The organism is Escherichia sp. HH091_1A (genome assembly GCF_030295175.1).
Lineage (GTDB): Bacteria > Pseudomonadota > Gammaproteobacteria > Enterobacterales > Enterobacteriaceae > Escherichia > Escherichia coli_F.
The window spans coordinates 3,379,867-3,404,020 of the sequence record NZ_AP025747.1 but is presented as its reverse complement, the minus strand read 5'-3'; the positions used below and the strand labels follow the sequence as shown (position 1 = coordinate 3,404,020).

General features: G+C 50.6%; 26 protein-coding genes and 4 tRNA genes. 11 read left to right on the top strand and 19 right to left on the bottom strand.

Annotation, left to right across the window (positions count from 1 at the left end):
* The first annotated feature begins 36 nt into the window (after nucleotides 1-36).
* The 9 genes from csrA (at nucleotide 37) to luxS (ending at nucleotide 4,960) form a co-directional block, all read left to right on the top strand.
* The gene (csrA, locus tag QUF14_RS17210; protein ID WP_000906486.1) at nucleotides 37-222 is read left to right on the top strand and encodes a carbon storage regulator CsrA; all 186 of its coding nucleotides are present in this window, start codon (nucleotides 37-39) and stop codon (nucleotides 220-222) included.
* A 314-nt stretch (nucleotides 223-536) separates the two neighbouring features.
* Nucleotides 537-629, top strand: a tRNA-Ser gene (locus QUF14_RS17205).
* A gap of 3 nt (nucleotides 630-632) precedes the next feature.
* Nucleotides 633-709, top strand: a tRNA-Arg gene (locus tag QUF14_RS17200).
* A gap of 199 nt (nucleotides 710-908) precedes the next feature.
* A tRNA-Arg gene (locus QUF14_RS17195) sits at nucleotides 909-985 on the top strand.
* Between the two features lie 197 nt (nucleotides 986-1,182).
* Nucleotides 1,183-1,259: transfer RNA gene (locus tag QUF14_RS17190), tRNA-Arg, on the top strand.
* Nucleotides 1,260-1,674: 415 nt separating this feature from the next.
* Nucleotides 1,675-2,241 (top strand): fructose-1-phosphate/6-phosphogluconate phosphatase, encoded by a 567-nt coding sequence (yqaB, locus tag QUF14_RS17185; RefSeq protein WP_000273296.1) that lies wholly within the window; start codon nucleotides 1,675-1,677, stop codon nucleotides 2,239-2,241.
* Nucleotides 2,238-2,666: a YqaA family protein gene (locus tag QUF14_RS17180; RefSeq protein ID WP_000005713.1), complete on the top strand. Its 429-nt coding sequence runs from the start codon at nucleotides 2,238-2,240 to the stop codon at nucleotides 2,664-2,666. The genes yqaB and QUF14_RS17180 overlap by 4 nt, the downstream gene beginning before the upstream one ends.
* A 72-nt stretch (nucleotides 2,667-2,738) precedes the next feature.
* A complete protein-coding gene (gshA, locus tag QUF14_RS17175) occupies nucleotides 2,739-4,295 on the top strand; it encodes a glutamate--cysteine ligase (RefSeq protein WP_000611789.1) in 1,557 nt (518 codons plus the stop codon).
* Between the two features lie 149 nt (nucleotides 4,296-4,444).
* The gene (luxS, locus tag QUF14_RS17170; RefSeq protein WP_001130208.1) at nucleotides 4,445-4,960 is read left to right on the top strand and encodes an S-ribosylhomocysteine lyase; all 516 of its coding nucleotides are present in this window, start codon (nucleotides 4,445-4,447) and stop codon (nucleotides 4,958-4,960) included.
* A gap of 44 nt (nucleotides 4,961-5,004) precedes the next feature.
* Here the strand turns inward: luxS and QUF14_RS17165 are convergent, their stop codons facing one another.
* The 16 genes from QUF14_RS17165 to QUF14_RS17090 all read right to left on the bottom strand — a co-directional run bounded on the left by QUF14_RS17165 (nucleotide 5,005) and on the right by QUF14_RS17090 (nucleotide 21,093).
* Entirely contained in the window at nucleotides 5,005-6,117 is a 1,113-nt protein-coding gene (locus QUF14_RS17165) for an AAA family ATPase (protein WP_000638150.1), read from the bottom strand.
* Nucleotides 6,114-6,821, bottom strand: coding sequence for an RNA ligase family protein (locus QUF14_RS17160; RefSeq protein ID WP_001097129.1), 708 nt, complete (start codon nucleotides 6,819-6,821; stop codon nucleotides 6,114-6,116). The genes QUF14_RS17165 and QUF14_RS17160 overlap by 4 nt, the downstream gene beginning before the upstream one ends.
* Before the next feature lie 255 nt (nucleotides 6,822-7,076).
* The gene (gene emrB, locus QUF14_RS17155; protein ID WP_001295176.1) at nucleotides 7,077-8,615 is read right to left on the bottom strand and encodes a multidrug efflux MFS transporter permease subunit EmrB; all 1,539 of its coding nucleotides are present in this window, start codon (nucleotides 8,613-8,615) and stop codon (nucleotides 7,077-7,079) included.
* A gap of 16 nt (nucleotides 8,616-8,631) precedes the next feature.
* Nucleotides 8,632-9,804, bottom strand: a complete 1,173-nt coding sequence (gene emrA / locus QUF14_RS17150; RefSeq protein ID WP_001295175.1) for a multidrug efflux MFS transporter periplasmic adaptor subunit EmrA — start codon at nucleotides 9,802-9,804, stop codon at nucleotides 8,632-8,634.
* Nucleotides 9,805-9,930: 126 nt separating this feature from the next.
* The gene (gene emrR, locus QUF14_RS17145) at nucleotides 9,931-10,461 is read right to left on the bottom strand and encodes a multidrug efflux transporter EmrAB transcriptional repressor EmrR (protein ID WP_000378442.1); all 531 of its coding nucleotides are present in this window, start codon (nucleotides 10,459-10,461) and stop codon (nucleotides 9,931-9,933) included.
* A gap of 90 nt (nucleotides 10,462-10,551) precedes the next feature.
* Nucleotides 10,552-10,887: an L-valine transporter subunit YgaH gene (gene ygaH / locus QUF14_RS17140; protein ID WP_000119745.1), complete on the bottom strand. Its 336-nt coding sequence runs from the start codon at nucleotides 10,885-10,887 to the stop codon at nucleotides 10,552-10,554.
* Nucleotides 10,877-11,614 (bottom strand): L-valine exporter subunit YgaZ, encoded by a 738-nt coding sequence (gene ygaZ / locus QUF14_RS17135; RefSeq protein WP_000445658.1) that lies wholly within the window; start codon nucleotides 11,612-11,614, stop codon nucleotides 10,877-10,879. The genes ygaH and ygaZ overlap by 11 nt, the downstream gene beginning before the upstream one ends.
* Nucleotides 11,615-11,737: 123 nt before the next feature.
* Nucleotides 11,738-12,922, bottom strand: a complete 1,185-nt coding sequence (locus QUF14_RS17130) for an MFS transporter (protein WP_000165707.1) — start codon at nucleotides 12,920-12,922, stop codon at nucleotides 11,738-11,740.
* 191 nt (nucleotides 12,923-13,113) lie between these two features.
* Nucleotides 13,114-14,106 (bottom strand): glycine betaine/L-proline ABC transporter substrate-binding protein ProX, encoded by a 993-nt coding sequence (gene proX / locus QUF14_RS17125; protein ID WP_001216525.1) that lies wholly within the window; start codon nucleotides 14,104-14,106, stop codon nucleotides 13,114-13,116.
* 56 nt (nucleotides 14,107-14,162) lie between these two features.
* Nucleotides 14,163-15,227, bottom strand: a complete 1,065-nt coding sequence (proW, locus tag QUF14_RS17120; protein ID WP_000774978.1) for a glycine betaine/L-proline ABC transporter permease ProW — start codon at nucleotides 15,225-15,227, stop codon at nucleotides 14,163-14,165.
* Complete coding sequence (gene proV / locus QUF14_RS17115; protein ID WP_000985492.1) at nucleotides 15,220-16,422, bottom strand: glycine betaine/L-proline ABC transporter ATP-binding protein ProV; 1,203 nt, start codon at nucleotides 16,420-16,422, stop codon at nucleotides 15,220-15,222. Before proV ends, proW begins: the two co-directional genes overlap by 8 nt.
* A 355-nt stretch (nucleotides 16,423-16,777) precedes the next feature.
* The gene (nrdF, locus tag QUF14_RS17110; RefSeq protein WP_000777927.1) at nucleotides 16,778-17,737 is read right to left on the bottom strand and encodes a class 1b ribonucleoside-diphosphate reductase subunit beta; all 960 of its coding nucleotides are present in this window, start codon (nucleotides 17,735-17,737) and stop codon (nucleotides 16,778-16,780) included.
* 9 nt (nucleotides 17,738-17,746) lie between these two features.
* Nucleotides 17,747-19,891 carry a class 1b ribonucleoside-diphosphate reductase subunit alpha gene (gene nrdE / locus QUF14_RS17105; RefSeq protein ID WP_100733544.1) on the bottom strand — a complete coding sequence of 715 codons (2,145 nt, stop codon included), beginning with the start codon at nucleotides 19,889-19,891 and terminating at the stop codon, nucleotides 17,747-17,749.
* Entirely contained in the window at nucleotides 19,864-20,274 is a 411-nt protein-coding gene (gene nrdI, locus QUF14_RS17100; protein WP_000080942.1) for a class Ib ribonucleoside-diphosphate reductase assembly flavoprotein NrdI, read from the bottom strand. The genes nrdE and nrdI overlap by 28 nt, the downstream gene beginning before the upstream one ends.
* Nucleotides 20,271-20,516 carry a glutaredoxin-like protein NrdH gene (gene nrdH, locus QUF14_RS17095; protein WP_001223227.1) on the bottom strand — a complete coding sequence of 82 codons (246 nt, stop codon included), beginning with the start codon at nucleotides 20,514-20,516 and terminating at the stop codon, nucleotides 20,271-20,273. Before nrdH ends, nrdI begins: the two co-directional genes overlap by 4 nt.
* A gap of 247 nt (nucleotides 20,517-20,763) precedes the next feature.
* Complete coding sequence (locus QUF14_RS17090) at nucleotides 20,764-21,093, bottom strand: ElaB/YgaM/YqjD family protein (protein ID WP_001354922.1); 330 nt, start codon at nucleotides 21,091-21,093, stop codon at nucleotides 20,764-20,766.
* 151 nt (nucleotides 21,094-21,244) lie between these two features.
* On the opposite strand from QUF14_RS17090, the gene QUF14_RS17085 reads away from it, so the two are divergent.
* Nucleotides 21,245-21,589, top strand: a complete 345-nt coding sequence (locus tag QUF14_RS17085; RefSeq protein ID WP_000281316.1) for a DUF2002 family protein — start codon at nucleotides 21,245-21,247, stop codon at nucleotides 21,587-21,589.
* Between the two features lie 36 nt (nucleotides 21,590-21,625).
* Here QUF14_RS17085 and alaE read toward each other — a convergent pair whose 3' ends face one another.
* Nucleotides 21,626-22,075 (bottom strand): L-alanine exporter AlaE, encoded by a 450-nt coding sequence (gene alaE / locus QUF14_RS17080; protein WP_000492661.1) that lies wholly within the window; start codon nucleotides 22,073-22,075, stop codon nucleotides 21,626-21,628.
* Between the two features lie 666 nt (nucleotides 22,076-22,741).
* Between alaE and stpA the strand changes: the two genes are divergently transcribed.
* Nucleotides 22,742-23,146, top strand: coding sequence for a DNA-binding protein StpA (gene stpA, locus QUF14_RS17075; protein WP_000115383.1), 405 nt, complete (start codon nucleotides 22,742-22,744; stop codon nucleotides 23,144-23,146).
* 46 nt (nucleotides 23,147-23,192) lie between these two features.
* On the opposite strand, the gene ygaP is transcribed toward stpA, so the two are convergent.
* Together ygaP and QUF14_RS17065 are read right to left on the bottom strand one after the other, a co-directional pair.
* Complete coding sequence (ygaP, locus tag QUF14_RS17070; RefSeq protein WP_001229453.1) at nucleotides 23,193-23,717, bottom strand: thiosulfate sulfurtransferase YgaP; 525 nt, start codon at nucleotides 23,715-23,717, stop codon at nucleotides 23,193-23,195.
* Between the two features lie 9 nt (nucleotides 23,718-23,726).
* Nucleotides 23,727-24,026 (bottom strand): ArsR/SmtB family transcription factor, encoded by a 300-nt coding sequence (locus QUF14_RS17065; protein ID WP_000137280.1) that lies wholly within the window; start codon nucleotides 24,024-24,026, stop codon nucleotides 23,727-23,729.
* Nucleotides 24,027-24,154: the final 128 nt, after the last annotated feature.

Here is a 24,154-nt window from a genome sequence, read left to right as displayed (position 1 = left end):
GAGACCCGACTCTTTTAATCTTTCAAGGAGCAAAGAATGCTGATTCTGACTCGTCGAGTTGGTGAGACCCTCATGATTGGGGATGAGGTCACCGTGACAGTTTTAGGGGTAAAGGGCAACCAGGTACGTATTGGCGTAAATGCCCCGAAGGAAGTTTCTGTTCACCGTGAAGAGATCTACCAGCGTATCCAGGCTGAAAAATCCCAGCAGTCCAGTTACTAATCTTTCCGCGTCTCATCTTTATCGGTGAGACGCACCCTCAAAATTCCTCCTTCACTCCATTGTTTTTTCGCTTTACTCCCGTTCATTCCACTTTAGTCTCCATTTTTTGCATTACTGCTATCTGTCAGACCTCCGTTTTTCTGTTGATAAAACACTCTTTTTGACGTTTTTACAGACTAATTGAGCGTGAAGTGTGCAAACGATAAAAGTGTGGGAAAAATTGTTTGACTTATAAGTCTCAGAAAGTAATATGTGCGCCACGCAGCGACGATGAGCGATAAACAAGTTCTTCGAAGCACTCGTAAGAGGCGTGTGGTGAGGTGGCCGAGAGGCTGAAGGCGCTCCCCTGCTAAGGGAGTATGCGGTCAAAAGCTGCATCCGGGGTTCGAATCCCCGCCTCACCGCCATTTGCATCCGTAGCTCAGCTGGATAGAGTACTCGGCTACGAACCGAGCGGTCGGAGGTTCGAATCCTCCCGGATGCACCATATTCTACGAAACCTTCAGCGATGAAGGTGTCGAAGAGGTGGCGGTACTAACCGCAAGCACCAGGGAGGATAACGTTGTTTTAGCAACGGCCCGAAGGGCGAGCCGTAAGGCGAGTAATCCTCCCGGATGCACCATCTCTTACTTGATACGGCTTTAGTAGCGGTATCAAAAAATCTGCAGTAAAGTAAGTTTCCCGATGCATCCGTAGCTCAGCTGGATAGAGTACTCGGCTACGAACCGAGCGGTCGGAGGTTCGAATCCTCCCGGATGCACCATATTCTACGAAATCTTCAGCGATGAAGGTGTCGAAGAGGTGGCGGTACTAACCGCAAGCACCAGGGAGGATAACGTTGCTTTAGCAACGGCCCGAAGGGCGAGCCGTAAGGCGAGTAATCCTCCCGGATGCACCATCTCTTACTTGATATGGCTTTAGTAGCGATATCAATATCAGCAGTAAAATAAATTTCCCGATGCATCCGTAGCTCAGCTGGATAGAGTACTCGGCTACGAACCGAGCGGTCGGAGGTTCGAATCCTCCCGGATGCACCATATTCTCCGAAATCTTCAGCAATGAAGATATCGAAGAGGTAGCGGAATTAACCGCAGGCACCAGGAAGGATAACGTTGCGCCAGCAACGGCCCGAAGGGCGAGCCGCAAGGCGAGTAATCCTCCCGGATGCACCATATTCTCCGTAATCTTCAGCGATGATGGTATGGAAGAGGCGATGGTAATCACCGTCTGCTCCAGGGAGGATAACGTTGCGGCAGCAACGGCCCGAAGGGCGAACGCCAGTGAGTCATCCTCCCGGATGCACCATCTTCTCCAAAAAATCCCCTTCAAAAATATCTCATTTCTAAATAGCTACTTTATCCATTTCCTGAATATTCTTCTCCTTCGCCATCAGCGACAAAATCAAGCAATTACGCTAAAGTAGCGTCATATTTTTCGACTTGCGAGAAGACCATGTACGAGCGTTATGCAGGTTTAATTTTTGATATGGATGGCACAATCCTGGATACGGAGCCTACGCACCGTAAAGCGTGGCGCGAAGTATTAGGACACTATGGTCTTCAGTACGATGTTCAGGCGATGATTGCGCTTAATGGCTCGCCCACGTGGCGCATTGCTCAGGCGATTATTGAACTGAATCAGGCCGATCTCGACCCGCATGCGCTGGCGTGTGAAAAAACAGAAGCAGTCAGAAGCATGTTACTCGATAGCGTCGAACCACTCCCCCTTGTTGAAGTGGTGAAAAGCTGGCACGGACGTCGACCAATGGCTGTAGGAACGGGGAGTGAAAGCGCCATCGCTGAGGCACTGCTAACGCACCTGGGATTACGCTGTTATTTTGACGCCGTCGTTGCTGCCGATCACGTCAAACATCATAAACCTGCGCCAGACACATTTTTGTTGTGCGCGCAGCGTATGGGCGTGCAACCAACGCAGTGTGTGGTCTTTGAAGATGCCGATTTCGGTATTCAGGCGGCCCGTGCTGCAGGCATGGACGCTGTGGATGTTCGCTTGCTGTGAGTGAAGTTTTATCGCTTTTCTCGTTGTTTGCCAGTAGTTTCCTCAGCGCTACACTATTACCCGGTAATTCCGAAGTCGTGCTGGTTGCAATGTTGCTTTCCGGGGTAAGTCATCCCTGGGTTTTAGTTTTAACAGCAACAATGGGTAATAGCCTTGGAGGGTTAACTAACGTTATCCTTGGGCGTTTCTTTCCATTGCGTAAAACATCGCGCTGGCAAGAGAAAGCTACCGGCTGGCTGAAACGCTATGGTGCAGTCACGCTATTATTAAGCTGGATGCCCGTGGTTGGCGATTTACTGTGTCTGTTAGCGGGATGGATGCGCATCTCCTGGGGGCCAGTAATCTTTTTTTTGTGCCTTGGTAAAGCGTTACGTTATGTTGCAGTTGCAGCAGCGACCGTTCAGGGCATGATATGGTGGCACTAATTGTAGGCCTGCACACATGGTCACCATTACAGTTATGCTAATTAAAACGATTTTGACAGGCGGGAGGTCAACTTGATCCCGGACGTATCACAGGCGCTGGCCTGGCTGGAAAAACATCCTCAGGCGTTAAAGGGGATACAGCGTGGGCTTGAGCGCGAAACTTTGCGTGTTAATGCTGATGGCACACTGGCAACAACAGGTCATCCTGAAGCATTAGGTTCCGCACTGACGCATAAATGGATTACTACCGATTTTGCGGAAGCATTGCTGGAATTTATTACACCAGTGGATGGTGATATTGAACATATGCTGACCTTTATGCGCGATCTGCATCGTTATACGGCGCGCAACATGGGCGATGAGCGGATGTGGCCGTTAAGTATGCCATGCTATATCGCAGAAGGTCAGGACATCGAACTGGCACAGTACGGCACTTCAAACACCGGTCGCTTTAAAACGCTGTACCGTGAAGGGCTGAAAAATCGCTATGGCGCACTGATGCAAACCATTTCCGGCGTGCACTACAATTTCTCTTTGCCAATGGCATTCTGGCAAGCGAAGTGCGGCGATATCTCGGGCGCTGATGCCAAAGAGAAAATTTCTGCGGGCTATTTCCGCGTTATTCGCAATTACTATCGTTTCGGTTGGGTCATTCCTTATCTGTTTGGCGCGTCTCCGGCGATTTGTTCTTCTTTCTTGCAAGGAAAACCAACGTCGCTGCCGTTTGAGAAAACTGAGTGCGGTATGTATTACCTGCCGTATGCGACCTCTCTTCGTTTGAGCGATCTTGGCTATACCAACAAATCGCAAAGCAATCTTGGTATCACCTTCAACGATCTCTACGAGTACGTAGCGGGCCTTAAACAGGCAATCAAAACGCCATCGGAAGAGTACGCGAAGATTGGTATTGAGAAAGACGGTAAGCGGTTGCAAATCAACAGCAATGTGCTGCAGATTGAAAACGAACTGTACGCGCCGATTCGTCCAAAACGTGTGACCCACAGCGGCGAGTCGCCTTCTGATGCGTTGTTACGTGGCGGCATTGAATATATTGAAGTGCGTTCGCTGGACATCAACCCGTTCTCGCCGATTGGTGTAGATGAACAACAGGTGCGATTCCTCGATCTGTTTATGGTCTGGTGTGCGCTGGCTGATGCACCGGAAATGAGCAGTAGCGAGCTTGCCTGTACACGCGTTAACTGGAACCGGGTGATCCTCGAAGGTCGCAAACCGGGCCTGACGCTGGGTATCGGCTGCGAAACCGCGCAGTTCCCGTTGCCGCAGGTGGGGAAAGATTTGTTCCGCGATCTAAAACGCGTGGCGCAAACGCTGGATAGCATTAACGGCGGCGAAGCGTACCAGAAAGTGTGTGATGAACTGGTCGCCTGCTTCGATAATCCCGATCTGACTTTCTCTGCCCGTATCTTAAGGTCTATGATTGATACTGGTATTGGCGGAACAGGTAAAGCGTTTGCTGAAGCGTACCGTAATCTGCTGCGTGAAGAGCCGCTGGAAATTCTGCGTGAAGAGGATTTTGTAGCCGAGCGCGAGGCATCTGTACGCCGTCAGCAGGAAATGGAAGCCGCTGATACCGAACCGTTTGCGGTGTGGCTGGAAAAACACGCCTGACAGAAAAGAAAAAGGCCACTCGTGAGTGGCCAAAATTTCATCTCTGAATTCAGGGATGATGATAACAAATGCGCGTCTTTCATATACTCAGACTCGCCTGGGAAGAAATAGTTCAGAAAATTTTTAAAAAAATTACCGGAGGTGGCTAAATGCCGTTGTTAGATAGCTTCACAGTCGATCATACCCGGATGGAAGCGCCTGCAGTTCGGGTGGCGAAAACAATGAACACCCCGCATGGCGACGCAATCACCGTGTTCGATCTGCGCTTCTGCGTGCCGAACAAAGAAGTGATGCCAGAAAGAGGGATCCATACCCTGGAGCACCTGTTTGCTGGTTTTATGCGTAACCATCTGAACGGTAATGGCGTTGAGATTATCGATATCTCGCCAATGGGCTGCCGCACCGGTTTTTATATGAGTCTGATTGGTACGCCAGATGAGCAGCGTGTTGCTGATGCCTGGAAAGCGGCAATGGAAGACGTGCTGAAAGTGCAGGATCAGAATCAGATCCCGGAACTGAACGTCTACCAGTGTGGTACTTATCAGATGCATTCGTTGCAGGAAGCGCAGGATATTGCGCGTAATATCCTGGAACGTGACGTACGCATCAACAGCAACGAAGAGTTGGCGCTGCCGAAAGAAAAGTTGCAGGAATTGCACATCTAGTCAATTGAAGAGGCCGGGCAGGTGATATCACCGCCCGGTTTTTATTACCTGTCAGTCACCCGATATTCCACGCTATGTGCTTCATCAGGTTGAGGAACTTCCAGCCTTGAGGCCATCCGCATCACGACCGCTTCAGGAACGGCATACTCGCGCCTGGCATTTTGCTGCTTCCATTGCGCCCACGGTACTTCCAGATAAACGATTTTTACTCGTGCACCGTAAGCCGTAAACAGACTGATGAGCTGGCTACGCAACTGGCGGGTAATGTTCGTTGCATTCCAGATGAACGGCTTCTTCTGGCGTAAAAAAACGCGCGCTTCTTCTTTTGCCTGTTGCACAATACGCCCGGTGGCGGTTTTGTCGTCCGGACTGGCATTGATTCGCCGCCGCATATCATCAAGGCTGATAACGTTCACTCTCTGGCACTGTTCACTGATAAAGCGATCTTTGCCCATACCCGGTAAACCACACAGCAAAATAACCTCAAAAGATTCAGCCTCCCAGGGAACAAAATCAGGAGAACTTTGTTCATGGGTCAGGTAATGCCAGCGTGCGGAATCCGAAGCGAATGAACGCACTTTTCCCCAGCATTGTTGCTCCTGGCAAAATAGCTCGAACAGATCGATGCGTTCCAGCATTGATTGCTGATCATGACAATGGCGACCAAGCAGATCGGCACGAGCAAGCAAAGCGAGCAGACGCGTGTCGATACGCATTGCAGCCGTGAGCAGCAAACGCTCCGGTTCCGGACGTTCCAGTAACCATAGCGGTAACCCATGCAGACGCACCAGTGCAACAATTTGCTCGCGTAGCACGAACGGCGTAGGGATATCGCGCCATAAAATTTGTCGGGCCGTCAATTCACCCCGACGAGCATGACCAGGAGACTGAATACGTCCGTTTTCCTGCACGGTAGTACTGCGCTTTTCAACGTCATGCAATAACGCCGCCGCCCATAAAATTTCCTGCTGCTGAGCGGGGAGTTGCTGAAACTCAGCCATCGCAACGAGTGCGTTCAGCACCATTTCAGTATGCACACCAACGTCGCCTTCACCATGATGCTCCGGGTCTTGCGGCGTGTTATGCATATCCTCAACCCAGCTAAAACGCTGGCGTAGCGTCGACCAGCGTTTGTCGTCGGTAAGTTGCCAAATCATGACTGTTCTCCATAAGCGAACTCATGGGCCATCCGCGCCCGTCGCCAGTGGCGTTTCCAGTGCTCGGTGGTTTTGACATGATTTTTGCGCACATACTTGAAGACGTTATGCGAAAAGTCAGCGACGGAAAACGCATCACGATTCCGGCTGACAATGCCTTCCAGCGTACAGGGTTGCCCGGTTTGCGTATCCCAGGGATCGAACACGCCGCGCGCATTGGTCAGCGCCAGAAAATCATGTTGCCAGCTTTTTTCATCATTCCCCGGCTGCGGGCCGGAGATTTCGGGAACGCAGGGGAAATCCAACAGAGCGGCGTAAAACTGCACCTCTTCCCAGCTCAGCCACATATCCTGGCAGCGAACGGCAAACAGGTAAAAGTCCTGTTCCAGAGCGCGATATTCAATCGAATGAACGGCATAAAGATTTTCACCAAACAACTCCAGATCGCCGAGATCGTTTTTCAGCAGTTGCCAGCGTTGGCGAATTTTATAGGTCCATGCCGATTGTGTAGGCGCGGCATGGGAACGGGCAAACACGCCGTAGCGGTTAAGGCAGTTATTTTCACCGTCGAGTTTTTCTGTGTGCACCAATTGCGTGATGGCCTGTAAATCCTGCCAGTAATCGGTGTTAATACGGTCATCGCTGGTGGTGCCAGGGGAGAAAGGATAATGCCAGGTTCTCCCGTATTTTCGTTGGGTATTCATAATAATCCATTATTTTGTGTGTAATAAATGTACGCCCGCGAGGGTGCGAGTTATGGGGTTAAAAAAAATGTGAGTATCACCCGCGAAAGCGAGGGCGAAGAAAAAAGAGAGTTAACAACCTGAGCGAATGCTCAGAACCGGTTAATGGTGAATGGAAGAGTTTGGGGCGGCGAAAAGATACACCGTTTGAGATGATAAAACAACCGTTTACAGAATGAGCAAATAAAAAGGGAGCCGCAGCTCCCTTTGACAACCTTAGTGCGCACCGCCTCCGCCGCCACCTGCGCCAAATGGCGGTTTAGCAAACCACACCAGCCCCAGCAGGACGAGGAATATCCCGGCTGACATCCAGAAGATCTCATTGGCGGAAATAATCAGCCCCTGATTGGTGATCTGCTGGGCAATCCAGCCTGATGCCTGTTGTTGCGTCATCCCCAGCCCTTCCAGTTGGCTGTACATCGCCTGAGCGTTCGGGTTAAACGGGTTTACCGACTCGGTTAACTGTGCGTGGTGCATCGACTCGCGGTTAGTCCACATGGTGGTGGTGATGGATGTGCCGATAGACCCCGCCAGCGTTCGCGTAAAGTTAGAGAGGCTCGATGCCGCCGCCAGTCGTTCCGGTGGCAAACCAGACAGCGTAATGGTGGTCAGCGGCATAAAGAAGCAGGCCACTGCGAAGCCCTGGATAAACTGCGGCCAGGCCGACGCACCAAAATCCATACCCGGTTCAAAGGTATAGGCACGCCAGTAGAAGCAGACGGCATACATAATAAAGCTGAAGGTTACCAGCCGCCGCATATCCAGTTTATGCGCGAAGCGGCCGATAATCGGCGACAGGATCACCGGAATAATCCCTACCGGCGCAGAGGCCAAACCTGCCCAGGTCGCCGTGTAACCGTAGACCTCCTGCAACAACTGCGGCAGCAGAACAATCGCGCCGAAGTAGAGCATATACGCGAGGCTGATACACAAGCAGCCGATGGTGAAGTTGCGCGACTTAAACAACGACAGATCGACTATCGGATTATCGTCAGTTAGCTCCCAGACAATCAGGAAGCAGATAGCCACCACCGCCACCACGGTGAGAATGATTATTTCCTGCGATGAGAACCAGTCCAGCTCTTTACCGCGGTCGAGCATAATCTGCAGGCTGCCGATACCAATCACCAGCAGTGCCAGCCCCACGGCATCAATCCGCCGCCGTTCGGTGCGGGTTTCGCGTCCGCGCAGGGTTTGCAGTGTCATCAACACCACCGCCACGCCAATCGGCACGTTGATGAAGAATATCCAGCCCCAGTGGTAATTATCGCTGATATAACCGCCGAGGATCGGGCCGCAAATTGGCGCGACAATCACCGTCATCGACCACAACGCCAGCGCGATAGAACGTTTGGCTGGCGGGTAGTTATTCAGTAACAGACTTTGCGAAAGCGGGATCAGCGGCCCAGCGACAATCCCCTGAATCACGCGGAAGAAGATCAGCATATTCAGGCTGCTGGAGACACCACACGCCCACGACGCAATAGCGAAGGCGATGGTTGACCAGAGGAACAGCTTCACTTCCCCAACGCGCTTTGCCAGCCAGCCGGTAAGCGGGATCGAGATGGCATTCGCCACCCCGAAAGAAGTGATTACCCACGTTCCCTGGCTGAGCGATGAGCCCAGATTCCCGGCGATAGTGGGGATCGCCACGTTAGCAATGGTGGAGTCCAGCACCTGCATGAATGTCGCTAGCGACAGCGCAATCGTCATAATGACCAGTTGCGCGCCTTCCAGCGGTTTTTGCTGTTGCATCACACGCACCTCTGGATTAGCCAGCGTTAGCTTTTACGATATCGTCGATCAGTTTATTGACAGGTGCCAGGCTGATTTCACGCGCGGTGCTTACCGCGACCGGTGTGGAACGTACTTTATTTGCCAGTACCTGACCGTCACGGTTAGTGGTATTGACGCTCACCAGCGTGGATAAACCGATACGCAGCGGGTATTGCTCCAGCTGTTTCTGGTCCAGTTCAATACGAACAGGCAGACGCTGAACGACTTTGATCCAGTTACCGGTGGCGTTTTGCGCCGGAAGCAGCGAGAACGCGCTACCTGTGCCCATATCCAGACCAACCACTTTACCGGTGTATTTCACATCATCGCCGTAAATATCGGTGGTGATGGTGACCGGCTGACCGATGCGCATATTGGCAATCTGCGTTTCTTTAAAGTTGGCATCCACCCACATATTGGTGGCTGGAACGACCGCCATCAGCGGCGTCGTTGGGCTAATTTGCGCGCCAGGCTGTACTGCGCGGCGGGAGACATAACCGGTCATCGGACTGACAATACGGGTACGCTCCAGCGCCAGCCAGGCGTTACGTACTTCGGTGGCAGCCTGTTGCACGGCAGGCTGATCTTCCAGTTTAGTCCCCAGAATCATCGCCTGATTGGCATTGTATTGTTGAATGGCGACATCCAATTGCGCCTGGGCACTGGTCACCGCGTCGCGGGCATGTTGCAGCTCTTCGCGACCAATCAGGTTGGCATTGCCCAGCGGCACACGACGGTTGTAGTCGCTTTGTGCTTTCGCGAGGGCGATTTTCTGCACCTCAATATTCGCCTGCAACTGTTTGCTGTTAATCATCAGCTGGTGGGTTTGGCGAACGCTGGAAGCCAGTGCCGTTTTGGCTTTTTCAAACGCCTGGCGAGCATCCGTCGGGTCGAGAGTGACTAGCACATCGCCTTCTTTTACAAAATCGGTGTTATCGGCCCAGACTTTCGTCACGCTGCCAGACACCTGAGACATAATTTGAATCTGATTCCCTGCCACATATGCGTCATCGGTTTCTTCGAAATGACGCAGTACCAAAAACCAATAAATCCCTATCGCTACGGCAATAATTATAAAGAGCAAGGTGAGAAGGAGGAGCAGACGCTTACGTTTGCCGCTCTTCTTTACCGGTTGCTGCGGGGTTTGAGTCTCCGCATTTGCGCTCATATTGTTCTCCACGATCTTCTTAACTCATCGGCTGAGCCGACCTGCTTGCCAAAAAGGCCAGCATGTTGCGATGCTGGCCGGTCATTTTTTCTGTTATAAATCTGGATTTTTGAGCGAGATGACGCGTTAGCTCATCGCTTCGAGAACCACACCGTCTTGTTCCATCTGGTCGAGACGGGAGAGCAATTTGCGGGTGATTTGCTCGAGCTGATCTTTTTCTGTTGTGCTGAGCGCGGACCAGAGTTGATGCAGGCAGTTATGCTGTGGCGGTAAAACCTCGCGCAAAAACTCGTGACCTTTTTCCGTTAATTGCAGATGCAGGCAACGACGATCGTTATCGCTTTCACGACGTTCGATCCAACCGCGTTTTTCCAGTTCATCGGCAATACGCGTCGCGTTGGTACGGGATGATCCAAGAGCACAACTCAATTCAGAAGGCTGAATACTGTGGTTTTCCTGAGACTCCAGCGTAATCAACGCCATAAACAACGTCTCGTTAATCCCCTGAGCCTTCAGCATTTTATTGCGGTTCTCCAGCAGTTTGCTTTGCATATGCATGCAAAGACGGGTCAGAAGGATCTCCTGATAAGGAAAATCTTCGTGGCGGCTGGCGCGAAATTTTAGCATTTGTTCAATGGGCGTAAACGAACTATCCATTTGGGTATGACCTCATTAATTTCAGCCGATATAGTAACGACAGTGACAAATAAAGTAAATGTATTGTTTTAGAAAAATGATTCTTGTGGGTTATATAATCGCCATCACTTTCCAGGCGAGCCCATAGGCCAGCGCACTAAGCAGTGTTGGGATGATAATGCTGCGTGTTTTATAGAAACTGGCACCCAGTACCGCGAAGCCGACCAGAGTGGGCACGAAACGGCGTGTATCATGCATCACTTCTGGTGCGGTAGAGACAACCAGCAGAGCGCATATCGAGGCGATGCCAATGGTGTCGAGCAATATGCCTATCGCGCCACGTTTGGTTGGGCGGGCATTACCCACACGCAGGCGCAGCGGCAAATAGCGGAAGCAATAATTCGCCGCGCCAACCAGTAACCCAAGCAGCAGAACCTCATAGCTCATCGGGCGCTCCTTGCCAGAATGCCTGGATTAACGCAGTGAGGCAGCCACAGACAATGCCTGCCAGAATGGCGACGGGAATAGAAAATAGCGTTACGCCTGCAAGGGCACCAACTAACGCTGCGGTAACGCAAAGAGATTGTTTGCGCTGGAAAGAGGCGAGCAGGAAACTCATAAAGAGTGCCGGAAGCATAAAACCTAATGCTGCTTCAACGGCGGGATATCCTTGCAGCAAGCCGCTGCCGGAGAATGCCCCTATTACCGTACCAAATACCCACGATGACCATGAACTGAAGGCAATGCCGATCATCCAGTTCTCGCTCCAGCGGCGATTATTGCGTACCAGTTTTGCGGTTGCGGCGGCAAAAACCTCATCCGTCAGGCCAAACGCCCACAGGGCGGTTTTCGATTTTTGCAGACGCTGAATAATACGGCTACGCAGTGACGGGCCATACAAAACATGGCGAACATCCATTGCCATGACGGTCAGTGCAGCAACCCACAAACTACTCCCGGCTGCCAGCATCGCGGTAATGACGAACTGGCTCGCGCCTGCATAAATGATGCAGGAGAAAAAAACGCTTTCGAGAGGAGAGAATCCCAGACGGGTCGCATTCAGACCGAACGCAAAGGCCACCGGAATATAACTAATAACAATCGGTAAACTGTCTTTGCATCCTTCCATGAAGGTCGCCGAACCAGGAGCAGGCTGTGGAGTAGGGCTTTCCATAGAGTGTACGCTTAACGATTGTTAATATTATAAATAGACTGAATGAATATCTTAACCTTATCAGACTGATGGGCTTCTTAACACCCTTATAAGTGTAAAGCCACGAAAACGGTTGCTGATTGCTTAAATTGCGGCTTCCTGACGATGAAAACCTCGCCACCAGACCAGTAAGTTAACCAGGGCAATCGTCGCGCCAGCCAGACAAACGCCAGCCCAACCGCCATGTTGCCAGGCTGAGGCTGAAATTAGCGAACCGGCAGCACCGCCAATAAAGTAGCTGGTCATGTAACCTGCGGTCAGGCGATTACGCGCATCAGGATGTATTCGATAAATTACCGTCTGGTTAGTGATATGCACGCCCTGCACGGTGAGATCCAGCACCAGGATGCCGATAATCAAGGCCAGTACGGAAGTGTGTCCAAACCAGATAGCCAGCCATGAAAGTAACAGCAGCAGCAGGCCGAAAGTTGTGGTGAGGTGTGATTTGCCCTTATCGGCAAAACCGCCCGCCGGACGAGCGCCCAACGCTCCGGCAGCTCCCGCGAGTCCAAACAGACCAATTACGCCATCGCTGTAATTAAAAGGCGGAGCGGCGAGCAAAAAGGCCATCGAGGTCCAGAGAATGCTGAAGTTGGCAAAGGTCAGGCAGCCCAGCAACGCGCGGGTGCGCAGGATTTTATCGCTGATAAACATGCTGAAAACAGAACCTAGCAACTGTGGGTAGTTGAGGTGGGTTTCTGATTTCATTTGTGGCAGACCACGCCATAATGCCAGCGCCATCAGTGCCATTAACACCGAGGCAACCCAAAAGACGGTGCGCCAGCCGCCGAGGTTTGCCAGTAACCCGGCAACGGTCCGTGCCAGCAAGATCCCCAACAGCAGCCCGCTCATAATGGTGCCGACCACTTTGCCGCGTTTGTCCGGTGAAGCCAGCGTCGCTGCCAGCGGAACCAGAATTTGTGCCACGACCGAGAATAAACCGGTTAATGCCGTACCGAGGATCATCATCGCCAGCGACTGACTGCTGGCGGTAATCAACATACCGCCCGCTGCCAGTAAGGTCATCGAGACAATCAGGCGGCGGCGTTCAAACATATCACCGAGGGGAACAAGAAACAGCAGACCTGCGGCATAGCCCAACTGCGCGGCGGTAACAATAAAGCCCGCCGAACTGGCGGAAAGGGAAAAGTTACGCGCGATGGTGTCGAGTAATGGCTGGGCGTAATAGTTACTCGCTACCGCCAGACCGGTGGCGATAGACATCAGCACGATCAGTGCCGGGCTAAGCTCATGATTAGGTTTAGTCATTATTTTTGTTCATCAGGTGATGATTAAGCTGGAAATCAATAATAGCGGATGTTGATGAATATGGGATGAAAGATAGATTGTTGAAATGTGCGGTGTGGTTTGTAGGCATGATAAGACGCGGCCGCGTCGCATCAGGCATTGTGTACAGAGCGGCGGATGCGGCGAAAACGCCTTATCCGCCCGAATAAAAATTACTTCTGCGCTGCCAGCGCCTCATTCACCCAGCCATCGAACTGCTGCTGGTGGGCTTTGATCCAGCCATCAACGTGGCCCTGAATATCGCCTTCTGAGGCTTTGCCGTCATGCATAATGGCGTTCTGGGCGTTAATATCTGCCACTGGCAACTGCATAATGGCAAACAGTTTCGCTGCCGCCGGGTTTTTCTCGGCCCAGGCTTTGTTGGCAACGATATGCATGGTGCTGACCGGGAAGCCATAATTCGCACCATTCGGCAGTTTAGTGTCGGCGTTTTTATCGCCCGGCAGTGCGGAGAACGGCACCTGCAACCAGACGACATCTTTGCCCGGCTTCAGTTCGTTACTCACCCAGTACGGCGTCCAGGTGTAGTAAAACACCGGCTTACCCTCTTTGTAACGACTGATGGTGTCAGCCATCATCGCTGCGTAGTTCCCCTGATTATGCGTCACGGTATTGGTCAGTTCATACGCGGCAAGCTGGTGGTTGATCGCACCTTCGCAGCCCCAGCCTGGGTTACAGCCAGTCAAATCTGCTTTACCGTCGCCGTTGGTATCGAACAGTTTGGCGATCTTCGGATCTTTCAGTTGCGCGATGTTGGTGATTTTATACTGGTCAGCGGTTTTCTTATCGATCAGGTAACCTTGTGCCGCGCCGTTAACAAATACTCCTTCACGATAAAATTTCTTATCGCCACCGGCAGCTTCGTACATGTTGTCATGCAGTGGCGTCCAGTTCACTGCGGTGAAGGTTGCATCGCCGGAAGCAAGCGAGGTGTAGCCAACGTTGTAATCCACTTCGCTGGGTTTATTGACGGTATAACCTAATTTCTCCAGTGCACGACTGACCAGCAGCGTCTGGAAGGTTTCTTCAGTGATGGTGCTCTGAACTGGATTAACGGTAATGCCTTTGCCCGGCAGATCGGCAGCAAAAGTTTGTGTAGAGATAAGCGTGGCAAACGCTGTCGCAAAAAGTACGCTATGTCGCATTGTTATTCCTTTTTTTGGCAGGGGGATATGCCCGGCGTCACCGGGCAAGTGCAGAGTTACTTAATGAATGGACGGGTCAGCAGACCGACAGGGCCAGTGGTGTACCAGCGACGGTTGCCGCGACTGCGTGAGTCGCGCCCAACGGCCTGCGTCAGGCGGTCGAGGATAATGGCGAGGATCACAATCCCGACGCCGCCAACGGTGGCAAGCCCCATATCCAGGCGACCGATACCGCGTAGTACCATCTGACCCAGCCCGCCGACGGCAATCATCGAGGCGATGACCACCATAGAAAGGGCCAGCATCAGCGTCTGGTTAACGCCCGCCATTATGGTCGGCATCGCCAGCGGTAACTGAACTTTGAACAGCATTTGACGCGGGCTGGCACCGAATGAGCGCGAGGCTTCAATCAGATCCGCCGGAACCTGGTTAATCCCCAGAATCGTCAGACGGATAATCGGCGGCAGAGCAAAGATGATCGTCACCACTACGCCCGGCACGTTACCGATACCAAACAGCATGACGATTGGCACCAGATAAACAAACGCTGGCGTGGTCTGCATGGCATCAAGCAGTGGACGAATAATTTTCGCCGCTCGTGGACTTCTCGCCAGCCAGATCCCCAACGGCAAACCGATGACGATACAGAACAGCAGGGCGGTTAATACCAGCGCCAGAGTAACCATTGCCTGCGACCAGGCACCGATTGCGCCGATGGCAATCAGCGAAACCAGCGTCGCCACGCCCATTCCGACACCGGAAATTTGCCAGGCTATGAGAGCGAAAACGATAATCGCCACCGGTGCGGGCATACCCAGCAGCAATTGCTGGAAACCGTTAAGGATGTAATCGACCGGAACGCGAACGCCCTGGAAGACGGGACGGAAATGGGTAACGACCCAGTCGATCCCTTCAGTGACCCAACTGTCGAGCGGGATCAGCGTTTTATGGAACGGATCGAGAATATTAAAATGCTCGACGTTTGGTGCAGGCGTACTGGTCAGCCAGTCAGCGCCACCGCCGTCAGTCGGTGCAGTCGCCGGTGTACCCCAGGCGTCTGCGGATTGTGCGGCACTGTCCGCCGCTGGCGTGGTATCCCACGGATTATTTTGATCAGCCATTATTTACCCCCTCACGATCTAAAGCGCGCAGCAGCATTCCTTTCGAAATAATGCCGACATACTGTTGGTCCTCGTCGACCACGGGCACCGCACAGGGCGCTTGTCCGACATGAGAGAGCAAGTCGCTAAGAGGCGTTTGCGCATCGACCGCTAATGGCGCGTCAATCAGCGCCGCATCAAGGCCTTGCTGCTGCGTTAACGCGGTTTTAAGTGAATCGATAGACACTGCACCGACAAATTTATTACCGCGTTCGATGACGTAACCATATTCGCGATCTTCATCCTGTAATAATTTCAGTGCTGAACGCGGGCCGAAGCCAGGAGTTTTACGAATTAAGCCATTCGGTGTCCGACGGGCAATATCTTTCGCACTGAATACCTGACTAATATCGACGCCACGGAAGAAGGTTCGGACATAATCATTCGCCGGATTATTGAGAATTTCATCCGGTGTACCGACCTGTACTACTTCACCATTTTGCATAATGGCAATTCGGTCGCCAATACGCATAGCTTCGTCGAGATCGTGAGAAATAAAGACAATGGTACGTTGATGTTTCGCCTGTAATTTTACCAGCTCATCCTGCATCTCGGTGCGAATTAATGGATCAAGCGCCGAGAAGGCTTCGTCCATTAATAATATATCCGGATTAATTGCTAATGCGCGTGCTAATCCGACGCGTTGACGCATCCCACCAGAGAGCTCGTCCGGGTAGCTATGGGCATAATTTTCCAGCCCGACCTGACGCAGTGCATCAAGGGCTTTTTCCCGGCGTTCTTCGGCATTAATTCCGGCCAATTCCATACCGAATGCAGTATTGTCCAGCACGGTCATATGCGGCATTAAGGCAAAGGACTGGAAGACCATCGCAATCTTTTTTCTGCGCACCTCACGGAGTTCGGCGTCGGATATTTTGGCAATATCCACACCATCAATCAGCACTTGCCCGCGGGTGGGTTCAATCAGGCGATTGAGAAGGCGTACCATTGTGGATTTACCCGAACCGGATAATCCCATGATGACAAATATCTCGCCTTCTTCAATGGCCAGACTGGCGTCTTTTACGCCAAGCGATAGCCCGGTTTTTTCCAGAATTTGTTCTTTTGAAAGTCCTTGTTCGATATATTTGAACGCTCGCTGAGGATGCTCGCCAAATATTTTATAGAGATTTTTAATTTCTAATTTAATTGCCATGCAATAGAAAGATTCCTGTTATTTGTTTATGTCGATACATTACCCAATGGAAATAGTCACTTTTTTCTACCCTAACATACTGAGAATCTGAGGCAACCCCTGATGGCAAATGTGGCATGAATATTGATGCGAGCAAATCGCCGGAATTTCCCATGATATAAGGGCTGAGGGCAAATCGAGAAAGTTGATATTTTTTTGTCATAGATAGCGAAAAAACGCCTGAATATTGTGGTTTCAGGCGAATAATGCAACAGAGTATCAGTGTAGATCACCACAAAATATTTGCGTGATAAAAAGCTATTTGGCAGGAATTATTTCCCTACTGTGGTTGGTGATACTTTTGAAAATAACACACTCAGAAATTCCAGTCTTCATCTTCTGTTTCTACCGCTTTTCCCATCACATATGAAGAGCCTGAACCGGAAAAGAAATCGTGATTTTCATCGGCATTCGGCGAAAGCGCGGCGAGGATTGCCGGATTTACTTCCGCCATTTCTGCGGGAAATAGCGGTTCGTAGCCCAGATTCATCAAAGCCTTATTGGCGTTGTAACAGAGAAACGCTTTCACATCGTCAGCCCATGTGGTTTCGGCATAGAGCTCATCGGTGTATTGCAACTCGTTGTCGTAAAGTTCCAGTAGCAAATCGAAGGCGAAACTCTTCAACTCTTCACGTTGGGCCATGGAGATCTTTTCAAGGTTTTTCTGATATTTATAGCCGATGTAATAACCGTGCACTGCTTCATCGCGGATAATCAGACGGATCAGGTCTGCGGTATTGGTTAGCTTTCCGCGACTGGAAAAATACATAGGCAGCCAGAAACCGGAATAGAACAAAAAAGATTCAAGAAACACACTGGCGATTTTCTTTTTCAGCGGATTATTACCGCGATAATGTTGCTGAATAATCTGTGCTTTTCGCTGCAACGGCGCGTTTTCTTCACTCCAGGCGTAGGCGGCATCGACATCTTTGGTCTGGCACAGCGTCGAGAAAATCGAACTGTAAGAGCGGGCATGAACCGCTTCCATAAAGCTGATATTCGATAAAACCGCCTCTTCATGGGGCGTGATCGCATCGGGCATCAGCGAAGGTGCGCCGATAACATTTTGCAGCGTGTCGAGCAGCGTCAGGCCAGTAAAAACGCGCATCGTCAGTTGTTGTTCTACGACACTTAATGTCTGCCAGGCGGGAATATCGTTCGACAGCGGCACCTTTTCCGGGAGCCAGAAATTGCTGGTCAGGCGATTCCACACCTCCAGATCTTTATCGTCAGATATCTTATTCCAGTTGATGGCGCTGATACGTGAGAGTTTCATAGATATTCCTTAAAGCGCGCAGGAGACGCAGCCTTCAATTTCAGTACCTTCCAGCGCCATCTGACGCAGGCGGATGTAGTAGAGCGTTTTGATACCTTTGCGCCAGGCGTAAATCTGCGCTTTGTTGATATCGCGAGTGGTGGCGGTATCGGGGAAAAACAGTGTCAGCGACAGCCCCTGATCGACATGGCGAGTCGCTTCGGCGTAGGTGTCGATGATCTTTTCTGCGCCGATTTCGTAAGCGTCCTGATACAGCGCCAGATTCTCGTTAGTCATAAACGGGGCAGGGTAGTAAACGCGTCCTGTTTTGCCCTCTTTGCGTATCTCTACTTTCGCCACAATCGGATGAATACTCGACGTGGCATGGTTGATATAAGAGATGGAACCGGTTGGCGGCACCGCCTGGAGATTTTGGTTGTATATGCCATAGCGCATCACGTCGTCGCGCAGTTGCGCCCACATTTCGCGGGTAGGTAACGTAATACCGCTGCGAGCAAACAACTCGCCAACTTTCGCCGTTTTCGGCTGCCAGTTCCCTTGCAGATATTGGCTGAAATATTCACCATTGGCATAGCGTGACTGTTTGAACCCGGCGAAGGTTTCACCGCGTTCGCGCGCCAGCAACATTGAGGTACGCAGCGCGTGCCAGGTGATGGTGTAGAAATAGAGATTGGTGAAATCCAGTGCTTCCGGCGAACCATAGGCGATGCCTTCTCGCGCCAGATAACCGTGTAAATTCATCTGCCCCAGACCGATAGCGTGTGAGGCGGCATTTCCGGCTTCGATGGACGGCACGCTGCGAATATGACTCATATCTGACACCGCAGTTAAACCGCGTACGGCGATCTCTACCGTGCGGGCAAAATCGGGGGAATCCATGGTGTGGGCAATATTCAACGAACCTAAATTGCAGGAAATATCATGGCCTGTGCGGGCATAGTCGAGATTCTCGTCATACTCTGAGGCGCTGTTAATCTGTAAAATTTCTGAGCAGAGATTGCTCATATTTATACGCCCGGCAATAGGGTTAGCACGGTTAACCGTGTCTTCATACATGATGTAGGGATAGCCGGATTCAAACTGGATCTCCGCCAGCCGCTGGAAGAAATCACGGGCGTTGATGTATTTTTTACGGATGCGTTCATCGGCTACCAGTTCGGCATAGTGTTCGCTGATGGCGATATCGGCAAACGGCTTGCCATAAACTCGCTCAACGTCATAGGGCGAAAACAGCGCCATCTGCGCATTCTCTTTTGCCAGATGGAAGGTGATATCCGGGATAACCACGCCCAGCGACAGTGTTTTAATGCGGATTTTCTCGTCGGCATTTTCCCGTTTCGTATCGAGAAAACGCAGAGTATCGGGATGATGGGCATGTAAATAGACTGCGCCAGCACCCTGACGCGCGCCGAGCTGGTTGGCATAAGAAAATGCGTCCTCCAGCATTTTCATCACCGGAATCACGCCAGAGGATTGATTTTCAATACGTTTAATTGGTGCGCCCGCTTCCCTCAGATTCGACAGCAAAAATGCCACGCCGCCGCCGCGTTTCGACAGTTGTAGTGCGGAATTTACTGCCCGGCCAATCGACTCCATATTGTCTTCAATACGCAGCAAAAAACAGGAAACCAGTTCGCCGCGCTGCCGCTTACCGCAGTTGAGGAATGTCGGTGTTGCAGGCTGAAAGCGTCCTGACAGCATCTCATCGGTCAGTTGCGTAGCCAGTGTTTTATCGCCTTGTGCCAGCGTCAGCGCCACCATCGTGACTCGATCGGCAAAATCTTCCAGATAACGCTTACCGTCGAATGTCTTCAACGTATAGCTGGTGTAAAACTTCCATGCTCCGAGGAATGTCTGAAAACGAAAACCGCTGGCGTGTGCGTGGGCAAACAGTGTAATGACAAAATCGCGAGAGTAGCGATTAAGGACGCTTTCATCATAGTAACCTTCGTTGACCAGCCAGTTCAGGCGCTGCTGCTGGCTACTGAAGGTCACACTGTTCGGACGCACATGTGTCGCCATAAAGGCGTCAACGGCCTGGCGATCTTTATCGAACTGAATGCGACCCGCGTTATCGTAAATATTAAGCATCGCATTCAGAGCGTGGTAATCCGTCGTTTCCTGCGTCAGGCGTTCTGCGGTTGTCGTTGCCAAAATTCGGTTACTCCTTTACGAACGTTTTCGATATCGCTTTGCGTACCCATGAGTTCAAAGCGGTACAGCCACGGCACGCCGCATTTCCGGGCAATCACATCTCCGGCGCGGCCATACGCCTCACCAAAGTTGCGATTACCCGAAGCAATAACGCCGCGAAGCAACGCCCGGTTGTGCGCGTCGTTTAAAAAGCGAATTACCTGTCGTGGCACCGCGCCAGCTGTACCGCCGCCGCCGTAAGAGGGCACGATCAGGATGTAAGGCTCGTCTACCTGAATCCGTTCCCGCTCATTGAGCGGGATGCGCACCGCGGGCAGTCCTAAACGTTCGATAAAACGCTGCGTATTTTCGGAGCTGCTGGAAAAGTAGACGAGTTGGCTCATGCACTGGCCGCGTGTGGCGCTGGATGCAGACGATTGATCATGTCCGGGCGGAAACCAGACCAGCTAAGATCGCCTGCAATCACTACCGGCAACTGACGAAAGCCCTGAGCACGTAACGCTTCCGCCGCTTCAGGAACGCGATCGACATTAATCATTTCAAAATCAAAGCCCCGGTTTTCCATCGCCCGTTTGGTGGCGTGGCACTGAACGCAATCGTTACGAGTGTAAATAGTAATGCGCATGATTCGTATTTCCGTTTAAAATGAAGATACGGCGCGATGATACGCGTCGGGTTGTCTCTCTGTTGATACAGAGATACTAGATGTAGTTGAAAAAAGATTCAACCACACAATATATAGCAAATGGTGGTCGAAATTACCCTGGGTATGAGCGTGACGGGGTAGGGGGATTTTTGTGATTCACCAGGCAAAAAGAAACCCCGAAGCCAGGCTTCGGGGTCAAAGACGCGTATTTATTATCATTGTTGCACTACGATTTGCGCATGCTTAACAGTGCGCCGATAAAAATACCAACCGCAGCTGCTGTACCCACGCTACACCAGGGTCTTTCACGAACAAAAGAATCCGCGCAGCCAACGGCATCGTGCGCGGCTTGCTGAACGCGAGTACGACCATGCATTCGCGCTCTGGTTTCTTTCAGTAGAGCCTGCGCTTTACTACGAGCGGCTTCGGCTTCCCCTTTGGCGTCGCTGCCCCAGGACTTCAATACAGATTCGAGGCTGTCAGCTAATTGATTGACATCATTCTGGATATCCTGCACGCCATCATCGACGTCGTTGCGGTTCGGTCGGTTAAACATATGATCCCCCATTAGAATTCGATGTAATTTTCAGTGTAGACCATAATTTTCTTAACTGAGGTTCATCGCGGCTTTATGGACTTTTCTGAAAGCGTTGTGAATGCGCAATCAGGTAAGGTAGGCCCGCGGTTGATAATAACGAGGATCAAATATGTATTTACGACCAGACGAGGTGGCGCGCGTACTTGAAAAAGTCGGTTTTACTGTCGATGTGGTAACTCAGAAAGCGTATGGTTACCGCCGTGGGGAAAATTATGTCTATGTTAATCGCGAAGCACGCATGGGACGTACCGCTCTGGTAATTCATCCAACATTAAAAGAACGCAGTTCAACACTGGCTGAACCCGCTTCCGATATTAAAACGTGCGATCATTACCAGCAATTTCCGCTCTATTTAGCGGGTGAATGTCATGAGCATTACGGTATCCCGCATGGCTTTAGTTCGCGTGTTGCGCTTGAACGTTATTTGAATGGTTTATTTGGCGAAGCCAGTTAAAGACGCGACTGGCGATGCCAGTCGCGAAAAGAAGGGTCAGGCTTTTACCTGCTGGTAACGGCTGACTTTAAACAGTCGGCGGCAATAATCGAGGAAGTAGCCATAAACCGCCCCCATCAACATCGAAACAACGATGTTTGAACTGACCGCCGCCATAATCTGATGCCAGTCTGCGCCCACCACTAACAAGATCGCCACATACACCGGTGACTGGAACGTCACATACGCCAGGATATCCGCCAGATTTTTTACCCAGCCCGACGGACTAACTTTGCGTGCCGCACGCATAAACAGATCGCGGTACATACCGTATGGCCATGCAATTAAGATGTTCACCGGAATCGCTACCAATCTGGAATAAAGAGACTGTTCGAAGCTCATTCCGGAGAGGAAAACTTCAATACACATGTTCACGACAGAACAGTAAACAACCATCGCGAACGTATCTGCAACTGCATGACGCAAGCGTGACTGCGGTGAGAACATGCTAATGCTCCTTAATAAAAGCGTAATGGGACGTTAATAGAGATGAAAGCAGTGGATCTCATTGCCATCTGCATTTTCGCATAGCGTATATCGCTGGCTATGACTAATCAATTAGTGAAAAATTTTTATTTAATCTGTTTTTGTAGATAAAATATTCCGTAGCGGCGCGTTTTTTGTACATTGTGGATTTTTACATGCTGATATGATTTATTTTTAATTAAATCAATTAGATATGCACGTATCTTTATTTTCACTAATGAAAGTTTGGGGGTGAGGTAACGCTATAAGCGTAGAGAGTTCGGTGTATGCAGTGACTGGGTCATTTTCAGCATTTTTTATGCCAGACAATGTACATTAACAGCAGAAAGCACCAGTGAGTGATGTTTATTTTTATTCGTATATATTGCATTTTTATTCGATTTGGTTTTATCAGGCTTGCGGAATTAGCGAGCAGAGAGCGCCGCTCTGTTCACCAATAACCGAAATTACTCATCAAATTGGCTAATATATAATCTTGAAATTATTCTGAGAGTTTCAGAAAATAACAGCTGAAATAATCTCGTGCAGGACTGTAAATAGATTAAATTTTGTGGAAATATAATAAGTGATCGCTTACACTACGCGACGAAATACTTTTTGTTTTGGCGTTAAAAGGTTTCCTTTATTATGTCCGTAATGTTACAAAGTCTAAATAACATTCGCACTCTCCGTGCGATGGCTCGCGAATTCTCCATTGACGTTCTTGAAGAAATGCTCGAAAAATTCAGGGTTGTCACTAAAGAAAGACGTGAAGAAGAAGAACAGCAGCAGCGTGAACTGGCAGAGCGCCAGGAAAAAATTAGTACCTGGCTGGAGCTGATGAAAGCTGACGGAATTAACCCGGAAGAGTTATTGGGTAATAGCTCTGCTGCTGCACCACGCGCTGGTAAAAAACGCCAGCCGCGTCCGGCAAAATATAAATTCACCGATGTTAACGGTGAAACTAAAACCTGGACCGGTCAGGGCCGTACACCGAAGCCAATCGCTCAGGCGCTGGCAGAAGGTAAATCTCTCGACGATTTCCTGATCTAATTACTGAGGCCGGATGTCGCTGCTATGGCGCGTCCGGCGTCGCTTCTCAAGCTTGTTGGTTCCACGGCATCTTATCTAACAACCTTGCCATCCCACAAAAACCGCTAATTCCTGCAAACAGTAACCCGGCACCAACAAAGCCACTTAATAAGAAGAAACCACTATTTACGGTATAACCCAGTACAACGCCGATTAATATTAAACCACCCGCGGCGATCTGCACCTGGCGCATTAACGGCAAGGGTTGAGACTTATTTACCGCAACTGGCAATCCTGCTTTTTTCCAGCCATCAATCCCATCTTCGAGTAAAAAGATTTCTGCGGGTGCGGCAATCGCTGCTAATTTATCGGCGTTATTACTGGTGCGTTTACCTGCCTGGCAGTGGAAGATAATTTGCTCACGACGTAATTTAGCCGGAAGACCTGACTGTTCGAGCACAGATAATGGAGCCAAATCTGCTTCAGGAATATGTTCACGAAGATATTCATCAGCATCACGAATATCGATTAACTTTGCGCCGCGTGCGATTAATTCTTGTGCATCATGCGGCGAAATGGTTGTCAAAGCCATAGTGACTCCTTACGGACAATAGACATTTTTCAGGGTGGCGATAATGGCATTTACCGCCTCATTTTTAATGGAATATAGAATGCGTTGGGCATCCCGTTGGCTGTCGATAAGCCCTTCGTCCCGCATACGAGCGAGATGCTGTGATGTTGCAGAGGCACTTAGTCCGGTAATGCGCGTCAGCTCTCCCGCACTGGTACCGGGGGAACCGCTAAGCATGCACAGAATCAGCAACCGTTTAGGGTGGCTCATTGCTTTCAATAAGGCCGCTGCCTGTTCGGCACTGGCCTGTAATTGCGCGAGTTCAGTCATAGTTATTTAAGTGTTTTCTAAATTAAGTAAACTCTAAACTAAAAATACAATATATGCCAGCATCAGCAGCGTAAATGAGAGTAAAAGCGTAAGCTGAAACTGGCAGGCTCCGCTAAAATTACTACGCT